The organism is Mycobacterium sp. E1715 (assembly GCF_001667625.1).
Classification (GTDB): Bacteria; Actinomycetota; Actinomycetes; order Mycobacteriales; family Mycobacteriaceae; genus Mycobacterium.
This window is the reverse complement of the sequence record NZ_LZJJ01000017.1, coordinates 1-14,865: the sequence shown is the minus strand read 5'-3', so window position 1 is coordinate 14,865 and position 14,865 is coordinate 1. Positions and strand designations below refer to the sequence as shown.

The 14,865-nt window shown below is 67.8% G+C and carries 14 protein-coding genes and 2 pseudogenes; 7 read left to right on the top strand and 9 right to left on the bottom strand.

Going from position 1 to position 14,865, the window contains the following annotated elements; genetic code table 11:
• The 3 genes and pseudogenes from A9X03_RS28055 to A9X03_RS00715 all read left to right on the top strand — a co-directional run.
• A pseudogene (locus A9X03_RS28055) lies at positions 1–276 on the top strand (C4-dicarboxylate ABC transporter); the annotation flags it as partial.
• A gap of 122 nt (positions 277–398) precedes the next feature.
• Positions 399–671: a hypothetical protein gene (locus A9X03_RS00720; RefSeq protein ID WP_197499181.1), complete on the top strand. Its 273-nt coding sequence runs from the start codon at positions 399–401 to the stop codon at positions 669–671.
• Positions 672–949: 278 nt separating this feature from the next.
• Positions 950–2,506 carry an LCP family protein gene (locus tag A9X03_RS00715; protein ID WP_067784336.1) on the top strand — a complete coding sequence of 519 codons (1,557 nt, stop codon included), beginning with the start codon at positions 950–952 and terminating at the stop codon, positions 2,504–2,506.
• Between the two features lie 188 nt (positions 2,507–2,694).
• Here A9X03_RS00715 and A9X03_RS00710 read toward each other — a convergent pair whose 3' ends face one another.
• On the bottom strand, positions 2,695–3,486 hold the full coding sequence (locus tag A9X03_RS00710; protein WP_068259212.1) for an SDR family NAD(P)-dependent oxidoreductase: 792 nt from the start codon (positions 3,484–3,486) through the stop codon (positions 2,695–2,697).
• A 79-nt stretch (positions 3,487–3,565) separates the two neighbouring features.
• Here A9X03_RS00710 and A9X03_RS00705 point away from each other — a divergent pair, with 79 nt between their 5' ends.
• A complete protein-coding gene (locus A9X03_RS00705; protein ID WP_068259210.1) occupies positions 3,566–4,459 on the top strand; it encodes an NAD(P)-dependent oxidoreductase in 894 nt (297 codons plus the stop codon).
• Here A9X03_RS00705 and A9X03_RS00700 read toward each other — a convergent pair.
• Together A9X03_RS00700 and A9X03_RS00695 are read right to left on the bottom strand one after the other, a co-directional pair.
• Complete coding sequence (locus A9X03_RS00700) at positions 4,442–5,272, bottom strand: SDR family oxidoreductase (protein WP_067760361.1); 831 nt, start codon at positions 5,270–5,272, stop codon at positions 4,442–4,444. The two genes, A9X03_RS00705 and A9X03_RS00700, sit on opposite strands and share 18 nt — an antisense overlap.
• Positions 5,273–5,443: 171 nt before the next feature.
• On the bottom strand, positions 5,444–6,367 hold the full coding sequence (locus A9X03_RS00695) for an enoyl-CoA hydratase (protein ID WP_067760363.1): 924 nt from the start codon (positions 6,365–6,367) through the stop codon (positions 5,444–5,446).
• A 144-nt stretch (positions 6,368–6,511) separates the two neighbouring features.
• On the opposite strand from A9X03_RS00695, the gene A9X03_RS28945 reads away from it, so the two are divergent.
• From A9X03_RS28945 to A9X03_RS00685, 3 genes are all read left to right on the top strand, one after another.
• Complete coding sequence (locus A9X03_RS28945; RefSeq protein ID WP_102419489.1) at positions 6,512–6,676, top strand: hypothetical protein; 165 nt, start codon at positions 6,512–6,514, stop codon at positions 6,674–6,676.
• The gene (locus A9X03_RS00690) at positions 6,677–8,143 is read left to right on the top strand and encodes a trehalose-6-phosphate synthase (protein WP_067760364.1); all 1,467 of its coding nucleotides are present in this window, start codon (positions 6,677–6,679) and stop codon (positions 8,141–8,143) included.
• An 85-nt stretch (positions 8,144–8,228) separates the two neighbouring features.
• Positions 8,229–8,807, top strand: coding sequence for a hypothetical protein (locus A9X03_RS00685; protein WP_067760367.1), 579 nt, complete (start codon positions 8,229–8,231; stop codon positions 8,805–8,807).
• On the opposite strand, the gene A9X03_RS00680 is transcribed toward A9X03_RS00685, so the two are convergent.
• The 6 genes and pseudogenes from A9X03_RS00680 to A9X03_RS00655 form a co-directional block, all read right to left on the bottom strand.
• On the bottom strand, positions 8,804–9,295 hold the full coding sequence (locus tag A9X03_RS00680; RefSeq protein WP_067760369.1) for a mammalian cell entry protein: 492 nt from the start codon (positions 9,293–9,295) through the stop codon (positions 8,804–8,806). The two genes, A9X03_RS00685 and A9X03_RS00680, sit on opposite strands and share 4 nt — an antisense overlap.
• Positions 9,295–9,984, bottom strand: coding sequence for a mammalian cell entry protein (locus A9X03_RS00675; protein ID WP_068259207.1), 690 nt, complete (start codon positions 9,982–9,984; stop codon positions 9,295–9,297). Before A9X03_RS00675 ends, A9X03_RS00680 begins: the two co-directional genes overlap by 1 nt.
• A complete protein-coding gene (locus A9X03_RS00670) occupies positions 9,984–11,708 on the bottom strand; it encodes a virulence factor Mce family protein (protein ID WP_067760373.1) in 1,725 nt (574 codons plus the stop codon). The genes A9X03_RS00675 and A9X03_RS00670 overlap by 1 nt, the downstream gene beginning before the upstream one ends.
• A 13-nt stretch (positions 11,709–11,721) precedes the next feature.
• Positions 11,722–12,876 carry a virulence factor Mce family protein gene (locus A9X03_RS00665; RefSeq protein ID WP_067888720.1) on the bottom strand — a complete coding sequence of 385 codons (1,155 nt, stop codon included), beginning with the start codon at positions 12,874–12,876 and terminating at the stop codon, positions 11,722–11,724.
• Positions 12,877–14,307 carry a virulence factor Mce family protein gene (locus tag A9X03_RS00660; RefSeq protein WP_067888717.1) on the bottom strand — a complete coding sequence of 477 codons (1,431 nt, stop codon included), beginning with the start codon at positions 14,305–14,307 and terminating at the stop codon, positions 12,877–12,879.
• Positions 14,304–14,865 (bottom strand): annotated as a pseudogene (locus A9X03_RS00655) (mammalian cell entry protein); the annotation flags it as partial. The pseudogene A9X03_RS00655 and the gene A9X03_RS00660, both read right to left, overlap by 4 nt.

Here is a 14,865-nt window from a genome sequence, read left to right as displayed (position 1 = left end):
TTCGCCTCGGTGATGGGCACCGGCATCGTGGCCATCGCCGGCGCCACCCTGCCCGTCCACGTGGTCGGGTTGCGCGCATTCGCCCAAGTGGTCTGGGTGATCGCCGCCGTCCTGCTCGTCGCGCTGATCGTCGTGGTGGGCGGTCACTGGCTACGTCACCCCACCGTGGCCCGTACCCACGCGCGCAACCCGACCACGTGGACGGGCAGGGTGGCGCCGGCGATGGCCACGATGCCGGTGCCCATCACCGAGGCGAACCAGTTGGGTCCGATGTTGCCCAGAACCTCGACCCGGGTCTGCGGCGACGGCGCGCCGTCCCGGTTTGCAGTGGTCATAGCTGAGAAACCCTACTGCGCGTGGCCGACCCGGGCGGGCATGCCGCTTACACTCCAACGGTGATGCATCCGGCACCCACGGCGAAGCAAGGATTGAACAAAGCCGCGGTGAGGGTCGGGATAGCCGTGCTGGTGGTGCTCGCCGTCCTGGCCGCACCGATCAAACAACGATGCGGGGCGCCGGGCCTCTCGTGCGCGACGGCGGTGGACCCCCAAGGCAACATCCACTACTACTACGAGGTGGAGCCGCTGGGCGTGTACCTCGCCGAGGTCATGACCGGCACGAACATCACCATCTTCTACGAATCCGGCGACGACCTCGTCAAAGCCCGCTAGCCGCAGTACCAGCTCGGTAACGACTTCGAGTCGGTCTGGGCGGCGGTGTGACCTAGTCGAGACCACCGTGCGACGCTTCAACTAGAAAGCGCTGGTCAGGCGAAGATTGGGTCGGAAAATTCGTGCGCGGGCGGCCGGCCGGGGCCCGGTTCAGGGGCGTTCTCGATTGGGGGCTTCACAGCAAGCTAACGCATACTTGACACCATGCTTGAAGCGACATCGCCGCAAACCGCCGGTGCGGTGCCTGGTGATGCGCTGGGTGTGGGCAGAGGTTTGTGATGGCCCGCTCGGGCGGCGCCCACCGCCGCCACCGAGCCGTCCGTCAGCACTCCCGTTTCCGCAGGGGGCTGACGCGCACCCTGGGCGCGCTGATCTCGGTGGCCGCGGTGGGGTTGACCGGGGCGGGTTACTACGTCGCGCACGGCGCGCTCGGCGGGATCACCGTCTCGAACGCTTTGCAGCCCGACGACCCGCGGTCCAGCGGCGACGACATGAACATCCTTCTGATCGGGCTGGACTCGCGTAAGGATCAGGACGGCAACGACCTACCCTGGTCGATCTTGAAGCACCTCCACGCAGGCGATTCCGACGACGGCGGCTACAACACCAACACGCTGATCCTCGTGCACGTCAGTGCCGACAACAAAGTGGTCGCCTTCTCCATCCCCCGCGACGACTGGGTGGCCTTCAACGGGGTCCCCGGATACAACCACATCAAGATCAAGGAGGCGTACGGCCTCACCAAGCAGTACGTCGCAAACAAGCTCGCCAACCAGGGCACCAGCAGCCAAAAGGAACTCGAGACCAAAGGCCGTGAAGCCGGCCGGGCGGCGACGCTGCGCGCGGTGCGCAGCCTGACCGGCGTTCCCATCGACTACTTCGCCGAGGTCAACCTGGCCGGGTTCTACGACCTGGCCCAGACGCTCGGCGGGGTGGAGGTCTGCCTCAACCATCCGGTCTACGACTCGTACTCCGGCGCGGACTTCCCGGCCGGGCGGCAGACGCTGGACGCCTCCCAGGCCCTGTCCTTCGTCCGGCAGCGCCACGGCCTGGAAAACGGGGACCTGGACCGCACCCACCGCCAACAGGCGTTCATCTCGTCGGTCATGCAGGAGTTGCAGGCCGCCGGCACCTTCACCAACCTGGACAAGCTCAAGAGCCTGATGGCGGTGGCGCGCAAGGATGTGGTGCTGTCGGCCGGTTGGGACGAGGAGATGATCCAGCGGCTCGGCTCGCTTGCCTCCAGCGGCCAGGTCGAGTTCCGGACGCTGCCGGTGGTGCGGTACGACAACATCGACGGCCAGGACGTCAACATCATCGACCCGGCCGCGATCAAGGCCGAGGTGGCGACGGCCATCGGCGCCTCGCCTGCCACCACTACGCCCGCCACCACGGCCGCCAAGCCGAGCCCGTCGACCGTCGTCGACGTGATCAATGCCGGCAGCTTGAGCGGGCTCGCGACCGAGGTATCCCACGCGCTGCAGAACCACGGCTACACCACCGGTCAGACCCGCGACCGCAACTCGGGCGAACCGACCGCGAGCACGGTCGCCTACGGCGCGGGGGCCGAGACCGACGCGCGCAACGTGGCCAAGCTGCTCGGCCTCGACGCGCCCAGTCAGCCCGATCCCAACGTCCAGCCCGGACACATTCGGGTGACCGTCGATACGAACTTCTCGGTGTCGACGGTGGACGACGGCACGTCGGACGAAACGTCAAGCACCACAACGTCCAGCAAGGCCAAGCCGTATTACTACAACGGCACCACCACGACCTACCCGACGCCCGATCAGGGGAAGCCGATCGACGGCGGCGGCGTGCCCTGCGTTAACTAGCGGCGATCGCAAGCGCGGCGAAGCCGGGCGCGGCGGGTCGCCGCCATCTGGCTAGCGGCGATCGCAAGCGCGGCGAAGCCGGGCGCGGCGGGTCGCCGCCATGTGGCTAGCGGCGATCGCAAGCGCGGCGAAGCCGGGCGCGGCGGGTCGCCGCCATCTGGCTAGCGGCGCGGGCGCCCCCTTTTTGGTCAGGCGTGGGTTCCCCCGTCGATGCGGATTTCGGTTCCGGTGATGAACGCGCCGTCCTCGGACACCAGCATGGCGATCACCCCGGCGACCACGCTCGGGTCGGCCATCCCGGTTCCGCTGGACTCGACCGTGGTCGGCAGTATCGGCATCAGCCTCGAAAACAGCGCCCAGTCAGCGTCTTTCGGGATGTACCCGCCGGTCGCGTCGGTGATCCCGGACTTGATGCTGCCGGGTGCCACGCACACGGCGCGCAAGCCGTCGCGCGCGTATTCGAGCGCCAGTGAATGAGTGAAGGCCTGGATTCCGCCCTTGCTCGCGGCGTAGGCCGCCATGTAGGGGTGGGCGAACGAGGCCGAGGTCGAACTGAAGTTGACGATCGTGCTGCGCGAGTTCCCGAGCAGCGTCGGAAGCGCTTCGCGGACAACGAGAAACGTGCCGGTCAGGTTGACACCGATGATCTGGTTCCAGAGATCCAGGGTGGTCTCGTGGGTGTGCGCCGCGCGCAGAATGCCGGCGGCATTGACCAACGAATCCAGGCCACCGAGCGTCTCGACGGCCATGCACACGCCGTCGATCACCGAGTCCTCGTTGCCGACGTCCATCGGCAGGGTGGTGAGGCGGCGGGCGGTGGCGGCCTCGTCCGCCCGGGACCGGGTGGCGTCCAGGCCGGCCTCCGCGACGTCGGAGGCCACCACCGTTGCGCCCTCGTCGAGCAGCCGCAGCGCGGTCGCCTGCCCGATGCCCGACGCGGCACCGGTCACCAGGATCCGCTTGCCCTCGAGTCGCTTCATCTGCCGCTCCCGTCACTAGGCGTGCCCATCATCGTAAGGAGCGCGCCATGCCGCGCCCCGGAAAGGGCACAGTGTAGGCATGGACATCGGATTCATCGGCCTGGGGAAGATGGGCCAGGGCATGGCCACGAACCTCGTGCAGGCGGGCCACCGCGTCACCGTCTACAACCGCTCCCCCGAAAAGGCGGAAACGCTCGTCCAGGCCGGCGCGTCCGCGGCGCGCACCGTTGCCGACGCGTGCCAGGGCGAGGTCGTGTTCACGATGCTGGCCGACGACCGGGCCGTCGAGGGTGTGGCCTTCGGCGACGGCGGCGTCGTCGCTTCGCTGGCACCAGGCGCCACGCACGTCTCGTCGAGCACCATCAGCGTCGCCCTCTCGGAGCGCCTGGCGGCGGCGCACGCCGATGCCGGCCAACGGTATGCCGCTGCGCCGGTGTTCGGCCGGCCCGAGGCGGCCGCGGCCGCAAAGCTTTTCGTGGTTGCGGCAGGCGAGCCGCAGGTACTGCAGCCGCTGACCCCGTTGTTCGACGCGATCGGGCAGCGCACCTTCGTGGTGTCCGAGCAGCCGCACACCGCCAACCTGGTGAAGCTGAGCGGCAACTTCCTCATCGCGTCGGTGATCGAGAGCCTCAGTGAGGCCGTCGCGCTGGTCGCCAAGGCCGGCGTCGACAGGCAGCACTATGTGGACATCCTCACGTCGACGCTGTTCTCCGCGCCCGCCTATCAGACCTACGGCGGGCTCATCGCGCGGCGGCAATTCGAGCCGGCCGGCTTCGCCGCCCAGCTGGGCCTCAAAGACGTTCGCCTGGCCCTGGCCGCCGCGGAGCAGCTGGAAGTGCCACTGCCGGTCGCGAGCCTGCTGCGGGACCGCTTCCTCACGCTGGTGGCGACCGGCGGCGGGCACTTGGACTGGTCGGCGCTCGCCACGCTCGCCGACCGGGACGCAGGCCTGGTGTCAGACGACCCCGCGTAACCCGTCGGCCCCGAACGCGGGTTCCAGCATCGCCGAATAGTCGGGGCCGCGGCGCAGCATCAGCCCGCCGTCCACGTTGATGACCTGCCCGGTGATGTAGCAGGCGGCATCGCTGAGCAGGAACATCGCCAGGTTGGCGACGTCCTCGACCTCACCGGGGCGGGGCAGCGGCGTGCACGCGCGGTAGTCCTCGCTCACCTCCGGCAGGGCGAACACCGGAGCGACCAGATCCGTGCGGATCAGGCCCGGCCGGATGCTGTTGACCCGCACCCAGGACGGGCCGAGCTCGTCGGCGGCCAACTGCATCATGTGGTCAACGGCCGACTTGCTGACCCCGTAGGCACCGAACCAACGGTGGGTGTTGCTGGCCGCGATAGAGGAGATGCCGACGAACGAGCCGCCGCCACCGCGGACCAGCTCCCTTGCGACGTGCTTGAGCACGTACATGGTGCCGTTGACGTTGAGGTCGACGGTGCGCCGCCAGCCCTCCGAGTCGATCTGGGTGATCGGCCCGATCGTCTCCGAACCCCCCGCGCAATGCACCGCCCCGTGCAGTTGACCGTGCCAGGCCGTCGCGGCGTCCACCGCTCGGGCCGCCTCCTCCTCGTTGGTGACGTCGGTCGGCTCGTAGCGGATCGAACCGCTGCCTGGAAGCGCTTCGATCTCGCTGACGGCCCCCGCCAGCCGGTCGGGGTTGCGGCCGACGATCATCACCGAGGCGCCCGCCGCGACCAGGCCGGCGGCGACGCCCTTGCCGATACCGCTGCCACCGCCGGTGACCAGATACGTCCGGTTTTCGAATGAAAGCTGCACGCGACGCCCTCTCGAACTGGAACAGGTTCTCGATATCGAACCACGCGGAAAACTCGCCGTTCCGACGGGTGCTCGTCACACCGGCCCCAATGGCCCCCGATCAGAAGCGATCGACGATTTGCCCGCCTCCGCGCGACAACCGGTCGGTCCTGCCGGAGCAGCCGACGAAAGCTACGGCGTATCGCGCCGGGCGACCTGCGTCGGCTTGGCGTTGCGCCAGTCCTCGACGTCGGGCGGCAGGCCGACCGCGTACCTGTTCTCGTTGTGGGCCGCCCAGTGCGCATGGCCTAGCTCGTGGATGTGGAACGCGTGCCGCAGCGCCTCGGTGAAGCCCATCGCGTCAGAGGCGGCGTTGACCGAGTCCTTGACGAGCAGCGCCGCCATCGTGGGGCGGTCGGCGATGCGCCGGGCGAATTCCAGTGTCTTGTCGGCCAACTCGTCGACGGGGAACACCTTGGAGACCATGCCGAGGCGGTAGGCCTCGTCGGCGTCCAGCGAATCTCCGGTCAGCAGCAGCTCTTTGGCTTTGCGCGGGCCGAATTCCCAAGGGTGGGCGTAATACTCGACGCCCGGCATCCCCAAGCGCACCGCCACAACGTCGCTGAACTTGGCGTTGTCGGCGGCGACGATCAGGTCGCACGCCCAGATCAGCATCAGGCCCGCGGAGATCGCGTTGCCCTGCACCTGCGCGATGGTGATCTTGCGCAGGTCCCGCCAGCGGCAGGTGTTCTGGAAGAAGTAGTGCCACTCCTGCAGGTAGATCTTCTCCACGATCGGATCGCGGGTTCCGCCGTTGATGCGGAAGCTCGGCAGTTGGCTGCGCTCGGCGATCGCCAACTCGGAGCCGAGGTCATGGCCCGCGGAGAAGTTGCGACCGCGCGCCGCCAGGATCACCACGCGCACGGTGTCGTCGGCCTCGGCGCGCAGGAACGCCTCGTCGAGCTGGATCAGCAGGCCGCGGCTTTGCGCGTTGTGCGCTTCGGGCCGGTTGAGCCAGATCCGCGCGATGCGGCCCTCGTCGAGGGTCTCGTAGCTCACCAACTCGTCAGCCTCGGAGTTGCCCGTCTGGGAACCGGCTTGCTCTGAGAGTGTCATTCGGCCCACCTCACTCGTTGTCAGGTCCGACGTCGTTACACATTACGGCCAGTGTGTAAGTGCGCCCCGGTTGGGTGGGCCGTCGGGATCCGAACATCAAGTCCTCGCCCACCTGCCCATCCTCCCATCACCTACAGTTAAGTCATGGCTACGAAATCTGACCCTGGCGAGATCGGCGACGTGGAACCGGTTGCCGACAGCACCGCCAGCCAGGCCAGGCGAGTCGTCGCGGCATACGCGAACGACGCCGACGAGTGCCGCGTCTTCCTGTCCATGCTCGGCATTGGGCCCGCAAAACTCGACGCGTAGATGGCTCCCGGGGACGGGCACGACTCAACCTTCGGGAATTCCGACTTCGTGGTGGTCGCCAACCGGCTGCCGGTAGACCAGGAGCGGCTTTCCGACGGCACCCGGGCGTGGAAGCGCAGCCCCGGCGGTCTGGTGACCGCGCTGGAGCCGCTGCTGCGCCGCAGGCGGGGCGCGTGGGTCGGCTGGGCGGGCGTCGCCGAAGAGGAGACCGACTTCGACGACGAGCCCATCGTCCAGGAGGACCTGGAACTGCGCCCGGTGCGGTTGAGCGCCGACGACATCGCCCAGTACTACGAGGGGTTCTCGAACGCCACGCTGTGGCCGCTGTACCACGACGTCATCGTCAAGCCGATCTACCACCGGGAATGGTGGGAACGCTACGTCGAGGTCAACCGGCGCTTCGCCGAGGCCACCTCGCGCGCCGCCGCCGAGGGCGCGACGGTGTGGGTCCAGGATTACCAGCTGCAACTGGTCCCCAAAATGCTGCGGCAGCTGCGGCCCGATCTGACCATCGGCTTCTTCCTGCACATCCCCTTCCCGCCGGTGGAGCTGTTCATGCAGTTGCCCTGGCGCACCGAGATCATCGAGGGACTGCTCGGCGCGGACCTGGTGGGCTTCCACCTGGCCGGCGGCGCCCAGAACTTCCTGTTTTTGTCCCGGCGGCTGATCGGCGTCAACACCTCCCGCGGCTCGGTCGGGGTGCGCTCGCGGTTCGGGGAGGTCGAGCTCGGGTCGCGCGTCGTCCGGGTGGGCGCATTCCCGATCTCCATCGATTCCGGTTCGCTCGACCAGGCCGCCCGCGACCGCGACGTCAGGCGCCGCGCCCGGGAGATCCGCGCCGAGCTGGGCAACCCCCGCAAGGTGCTGCTCGGGGTCGACCGGCTCGACTACACCAAGGGCATCGATGTGCGGCTGAAGGCATTCTCCGAGCTGCTCGCGGAGGGCCGCGCCAAGCGCGATGACACCGTGCTGGTCCAGCTGGCCACACCGAGCCGCGAACGCGTGGAGAGCTACCAGATCCTGCGCAACGACATCGAACGCCAGGTGGGCCACATCAACGGCGAATACGCCGAGGTCGGCCATCCGGTCGTGCACTACCTGCACCGTCCGGTCCCCCGCAATGAGTTGATCGCCTTCTTCGTGGCCGCCGACGTCATGCTGGTCACCCCCCTGCGCGACGGCATGAACCTGGTGGCCAAGGAGTACGTCGCCTGCCGCAGCGACCTCGGCGGTGCCCTGGTCCTGTCCGAGTTCACCGGCGCGGCCGCCGAGCTCCGGCAGGCCTACCTGGTCAATCCGCACGACCTCGACGGCGTCAAGGATGCGATCGAGGCGGCGCTCAACCAGAACGTCGAAGAGGGCAGGCGCCGGATGCGGTCGATGCGGCGCCAGGTGCTGGCCCACGACGTCGACCGGTGGGCGCGGTCGTTCCTCGACGCGTTGGCGAACCCACAGGACGGCGAGTGAGCGGCGCAAACCCATGGTGTTGCCGCGCAAACGCTGTGATACTCGATGGATCGGTGCGGGGGAAGGGTCCGGAAGGGAGGGCATCGTGAAGCTCCGTCGCGGACTGGCCGCCGGCGCCGGCATCGTCTCGGCAGTCGCCATTGGAATTGCGCTGGAGTCCGGCGACCCGGCGCGCGCGGTGGGACCGCCGCCGGATGGCAACTACAACTACAACGAGGCCGGGGTCTCCGGGGTGACCTGGACGATATCGGCGTTGTGCGATCAGCCGTCCGGAACCCGAAACATGAACGACTATTCGGACCCGATCGTGTTTGCGATGAACTGCGCGCTGAACATCGTGAGTTCGACGGCCGAGCAGATCAATCCCGCGGACAAACTGCAGAACTTTAGCGGCAGGGCCCGGATGACCAGCATGCTGTGGACCTTCAAAGTCGAGAAGTCAGACGGCGTTTCGTGTCCGGGCGGCGGCACCGCGCCGTCGACCGAAACGTATGCGTTCAGCGACGAGAACATGAGCGGCACCCACACCAGCATGCACGGCGCCGTCTGCGGGATGCAGCCGGGAATGACGAAAACGCCGTTCTCGCTGCAGATGACCGGCCCGCCGCCGAGCCCGATCGAACGTTATCCGTTGTACTGCAACGGGATTGCGATGTGCTACTAGATCGGCGTGATGTAGGCGATCAGCCATTGCTTGCCGATCTTCTTGAAGTCCACCCGCAACCGGCTGCCGTCGTATAGCGGCTGGCGCGTCTTGTCGGTCACGGTGCGATTCATGTAGACCATCAGCGACGCCGATTCGCGTTTGGCGGACATGACGCCCACGCCCACGACGCTGGCCTGGACGACCACCTCACGCTTCTTGGCCTCCGGAATGATCTGCGCGTTGGCGCTTTTCCGGAATTCCTGGCGGTAGTCCGGGGTGAGCAGCGGGTACGCGTCGCTGAGGCTGCGTTCCACCGTCTGATAGTCGTAGGCGAAGACCTCGGGAATCTCCTTGGTGGCCAAGCCGGGTAGCACCGCCCGCGCCGCCTCCTCGCCGCGCGTCTGCACCCGCCCCCAGTAGAACCAGCCGGCCGCCGCGGACAACCCGACGAACACCACGATCAGAAGGTAGCCCGCGACGACGAGCAGCCAGCGCCGCCACCGCATCAATTGCCCCCGTTGGGATACTTCAGGTCGTAGCCCGTCATCCGTCCCTGCTCGTCCTCGTGCACGATGACCCGCAGGCGATAGGGCATGGACGGCTTGTTCACGCCGTCGATGTCGGCGACGGTCACCCGCACCGAAACGAGCACGGATGCGTTGTCGGTGACGTTGTCGACGCCCTCGAGGGCGGCGCCGTTGATGACGGCCTCCGACGTCGCGTTGGTGGAGCGGAATATGCCCTTGAGGTTCTCGATGTTGTTGTTGGCGCCCAGCATTCCGCGCAGCGGTCCGCTGGTGCCGTTGTAGAAACGGTTGACGCTCTCGTCGATGTTGTCCTGCTTGTAGCTGAACATGTTGACCACCGTCTGCGTCGCGGTGTCGACGAACCGTTGGTCGCGCGTCTGCTGGGCGTTGGCGTGCCGTTGCTGGACGACGAGCACGGCCAGGCAGCCGGCCAACGCGCCGATGGCCAACAGCGCGGCCGCGAACGAGATCCATGCCACCAGCGCGCGGTGCGGCTGCCGCCGCGGTGGCGGCTTGAGGGACTTGAGGGTCTTGACCGGCTTGGCCGGCTGCGCCGGCGCCGCCTCGACCTGCACCGTCGCCGCCTCGGTCGACTCGGCTTTCGCCGGGCCGGCCGCACGGGACGCCCGACGACGCGCACGCGCAGTGGTCGTTGGCTCGACTGCCACTACATCGGCCTCGGATCAAGCATCAGGTCCACCCAATTCTCGGCGCTCGACGCGCCGCTAGCACCGGCCGCGAAAATACCAGTGCCGCCGGCGGGGTCCTTGAATGCGCCGGTCTTTTCGTCGTAGGTGGCGTACGCCGGCCCGCTGGCCTGCGGTTGACCGCCGGGCGGCGGTCCCCACGGCTTCTCCGGTCCCGGGCCCGCAGGCGGGGGGTTGATCCCTTCCGGCGGGGCCGGCGGTGGCAGCCACTTGGGGTACGGCAGCTGCGGCGGCACGGGCGGGACCCCGGGCGGCTGCCACGACGTGAACGGCGGTGGCGGCCCGTTGTCGTTGGGCGGTGGCGGGTCGTAGGCCGGTTGCTTGTTGGGCAACGGCCCCGGCCCCGGCACCACGCCCGGTGGCGGCGGCCCGACGATCGGCGTGCCCGGATCCGGCTCAGCGCCGGGCGGGATATAGGGGAACTTGTTGGGCGGCAACACGTTCAGCCCGTTCGTCACCGGGGTGTCGTACGGCACCGGCGGACCGCGCCACGGGTTGCGGCCGATGGGCACGTAACCCTTGGGGTCGCGGCAAAGCTGCACGGTCGGCGCCCGCTTGCCGGGGAATTCCTGGCAGGGGTAGTTGCGCGCGCCGCGCACGGTACTCGGGTCGTTCTGGGCGACCTTGCAGTACATGTCCCTCGGCAACTCGCGCACCGTCTCGTCGGCCGGCGTGCGCATCAACGGGGGTGGGAGGAAGCCGACGGCGCACGGCGGCGGGTCGTTGAGGTCGAGTTTGAAGTCCAGCTTGGCGCCCTCGTCCTGGGGCGCACCGCCGGCGGCCGTCGTGATCGCGGCGAACAGCGCCGGCAGCACGACCAGCAGCTGCTCGATCGACTTGTGGTAGATCACGCCCACCCGGCCAAGGTTGGCCAGGCTGGCCGCCAGCGCGGGGAAGGACGGCCGGATACCGGAGAACGCCGTGCTGGCCTCGTCGGTTGCCCCCGGTGCGGTGGCCAGCGTCGAACGCAGCTCCGGGTCGGCCTGCCGCACCTCCGACGTGAACCGCGCCAGCCCGTCGGAGAGCGATTTGATGTCGGCCCCGGCCCGGATCTGTGCTTCCAGGAACGGGCCGGCCTGGTCGATCAACTGCGACGCTTGCGGGTAGTTCGCGTTGGCCTCGTCGACCAACAACCGGGCGGACTCGAACAGGCGGGCCAGCTCGGGTCCCGACCCGTTCGTCGCGGTGAACGTCTCGTGCAGCAGCTCGCGCAACCGGGTGTCGCCGAGGCTGTTGGTCAGCGCCTCCGCCCGCTTCAGCAGGTCTGCGACGTCCTGGCCGATCCGGGTGTTCTGCCGCTCGATGCGGAAGCCGTTGCGCAACTTGGTCGTCGCCGGTGTGCCGGGTGGTACCAGGTCGATGTACTGCTCACCGACGGCCGACACGCTCTTGACGGTGGCGGTGACGTTCGACGGGATGGGCGTCCCGCTGTTCAGCCGCATGCCGGCGGTGACACCGCTGGGATTGAGCCCCACCGACTCGACGCGGCCGACCGCGACACCGCGGTACGTGACGTTGGCGTTCTTGTACAGACCGCCGCCGGCGACGAAATCGGCCGTCCCCGCATACGTTCCGAGCCCGAACGTTGACGGCAATCGCAGGTAGAACACCGCCATCACGGTCAGGGTGATGGCTGTGATCACCGCGAAGATCCACAGCTGGATCCTGGTGAGTTTGTCGTGCATCTACGTCCGCCCCTTACTGTCCTGAAGCCGTGCCGGGCGGAATCTTGAACGGGTCGGCCGCCTGTCCGGACAGGTTGGCCATCTCGCCGACCAAAAAGTCCGGCGGATTGAGGATCTCGTTCATGTGGGCCATGTTCGGGTCGAAATATGCGGTGGTGAAGAAGGTTTCACCGAGGCGGCGCAGGGTGAGGTCGAAGGTGGTGAACACGTTCAGGTAGTCGCCGCGCACCGCGTTCTTGATACCGAAGTTGGGGAAGGGGAACGTCAGCAGGAGCTGCAGCGAGGTGACGAAGTTCTTCCGGTTGTCGTTGAGCGCTTTGGCGGCCGCGTACAGGTCCTTGAGGTCGGCCGCAAAGTCCACCTTGGTCTTGGCGAGGATGTGCGAGGTGACGTTCGCCAACTTGTGCAGCGCGGAGAACGCCTCGACGATGTGGTCGCGGTTCTTGTTGAGCACCCGGATCGCGTCGGGCAACGTGTCCAGCGCGCGGCCCAGGTTGTCCTTGTCCCGGGCCAGGCTGGCCGAGAATCGATTCAGGCCGTCGACCGCGTCGATGATGTCATTGACCTGCCGGTTGAGGCCGGCGGTCAGTTCCGCCAGCCGGGGCACCAGGTCGACGAATTGGTCCTGCCGGCCCGCGACGGCCTGGTAGGTCTCGTCGGTGATCTCTTCCAGCGCACCGACATTGCCCTTGTTCACCACGACACCAAGGGCCGACAGCACCTCTTCGGTGGTGGGGTAGCGGCCGGTGTTGGACTCGGAGATCTTGGATCCGTCTTTCAGGCGGCCGACGGCCGGTTTGTCCTTCGGGCGCGCCAGGTCGACGTGCATCGAACCCAACAGCGACGTCTGCGCGATCGTCGCCGTCGAGTTGGCCGGCAGGACGACGTTCTTGTCCAACCCCAATTTCACGGCCGCATAGAAGGAACCGTCCGGGCGCTGCACGGCCTCGATGCCGGAGACACTGCCGACCGTGACGTCGTCCACCATGACCGGCGAGTTCTGCGGCAGCGTCGCCACGTCGGGCAGATCGACGGTGATCGAGTATGCGCCGCTGCCGTGCCCGGCGGTGCCCGGCATCGACACCGAGTTCAACCCGTTGAACTGACAGCCGGCCAGCAGCGCGCTGCCCGCCGCCAAAGCGCCGCCGCGCAACAACATTCGGTTCATCTAGCCGCCCCCCTGGTCGCCCTGCGGCGGCGCCTGGCCCGGCGGCGGTCCGGGTAGGGGCCCGAATGCGCTCCCGGGAGCCGGGCCGGGCGCGGGGCCGGCGTTGCCCAAGGCCGGGCCGGGAGCCGGACCGCTCTGCGGTGCCGTCGGAACCAGCAGGGCCTGCAGGTCCGCCGGATTCTGAGCGGCGGGCGGGGTCTTGGCACCGTTGGCCGGGATCCAGGTCAGTTCGGGCACCGGGGTGGCCGACTTCGCCTGGGTTTCCGGGGTGTCATAGATGATCTGGCCCTTGTAGGCGGTGATCGTGTTGAGCGGGTGGAACATCAGCGGCGGGTAGTTCACGGTGAGCCGACGCAGCACCGGGCCGAGCCGCTCACGGCAGAGCTCGGCGCGCCGGAAGTAGTCGGGAGCGCGCGGGCCGGCCGCCGTTTCGAAGGAGCCACCGCAGATGAACTGCACCGGGTTGGCGAATTCCGGGATCGACAACAGGCCGTTGAGCGTGCCCTGCGCCGGGTCGTAGATGTTGTAGAAGTTCGCGATGCCGGGGCCTGCGACGTGCAGCACCTGCTCGATGTTGTCGCTCTGGTCGCTCAGCGTCTTGGCAAAGTCGTTGAGGTTGTTGACGGTATCGATGATGGTCGAATTGTTCTCGTGCAGGAAACCCCGGATGTCGGACAGCGCCTTATTGAGCGTGCCCAGGGTGGTGTCGAGGTGACGCGAGCTGTCGGCGAGCACCTGGGACACCGAGGCGACGTTTCCGGCGAACTGCACGATCTGTTCGTTGCTGGCCGACAGCGCGTTGACCAGAACCTGGAGGTTCTTGACCGTCCCGAAAATGTCGCTGCGTGAATCACCCAGCCGCCCAGCGGCTTGCGAGAGTTCGCGCAAGGCGTTGTGGAAAGACTCGCCGTTGCCGTTGAAGGTGTCCGCGGCCTGGTTGATCGCCCGGCCCAACGGACCCTGCATCGATCCCGTGGTCGGCCCGAGCTGAACAGCCAGCTTCGTCAGCGACTCTTTGACCTCGTCCCATTCCACCGGGACCCCGGTGCGGCCCAGGCCGATGCTGCCGCCGTCGGGCAGCACCGCCCCGCCGGTGTACGCCGGTGTCAACTGAATGAAGCGGGCCGACACCAGGTTCGGCGACATGATGATCGCCTGGGCGTCCTTCGGGATCTTCACGCCCTTGGACACCGACATGGTGATCTTGACGTCGGAGGGCCGCGGCTCGATCGTGTCGACCTGACCCACCGGAACACCGAGGACGCGGACCTGGTCGCCGGGGTAGAGGCCGACGGCGGACGTGAAATAGCCGACGATGCTTCGCGTATTGCCGGTCGACGACAGTACATACACGCCACCCACCAGCACCGCGATAAGCGCGATCGCGGTGGTGTAGCGCAGCCCCCGGCTGCCGGCGAGGCGCTTGATCATGGCGACTTCGGCCTGATGATCCAGCGCTCTTGGATGAGTCCGCGCAGGTAGTCCGCGAGGCTGGCCGGCATCTTGCCCGGTTGGTAGAAGAAGTCGAACATTGTCGCGATCAACGGCGCGGGGATCACACCGTAGACGTTGACGTTGAATCCGGGTCCGGACCCGACGACCTCGCCGAGCTCGGTGGCGTAGGTGGGTAGCCGTTTGAGGGCCTCGGTGATGTAGTCGCGGCGCTCGTTGAGGTTGCTCAGCACATCGTTGAGCTTGCTCAGGGCCGGGCCGAACTCCTTGCGGTTGTCGGCGACGAACCCGGAGATCTGCGCCGACAGGCCCTGGATCCCCGAAATGAGCTGCCCGATGGCGGCCCGCCGCTCGTCGAGCGCTGCGAACAACTCGTTGCCGTCGTCGACCAGCTTGTTGACTTGGTCGGCGCGCTGGGACAGCACGCCGGTCACCGACTTCGCATGCGCGAGAAGGCTTTGCAGCGCCTCGTCGCGGCGGTTCAGGGTGCGCGACAGCGTCGTCACACCGTCGAGCGCGCCGCGCAGCTGGGGGGTG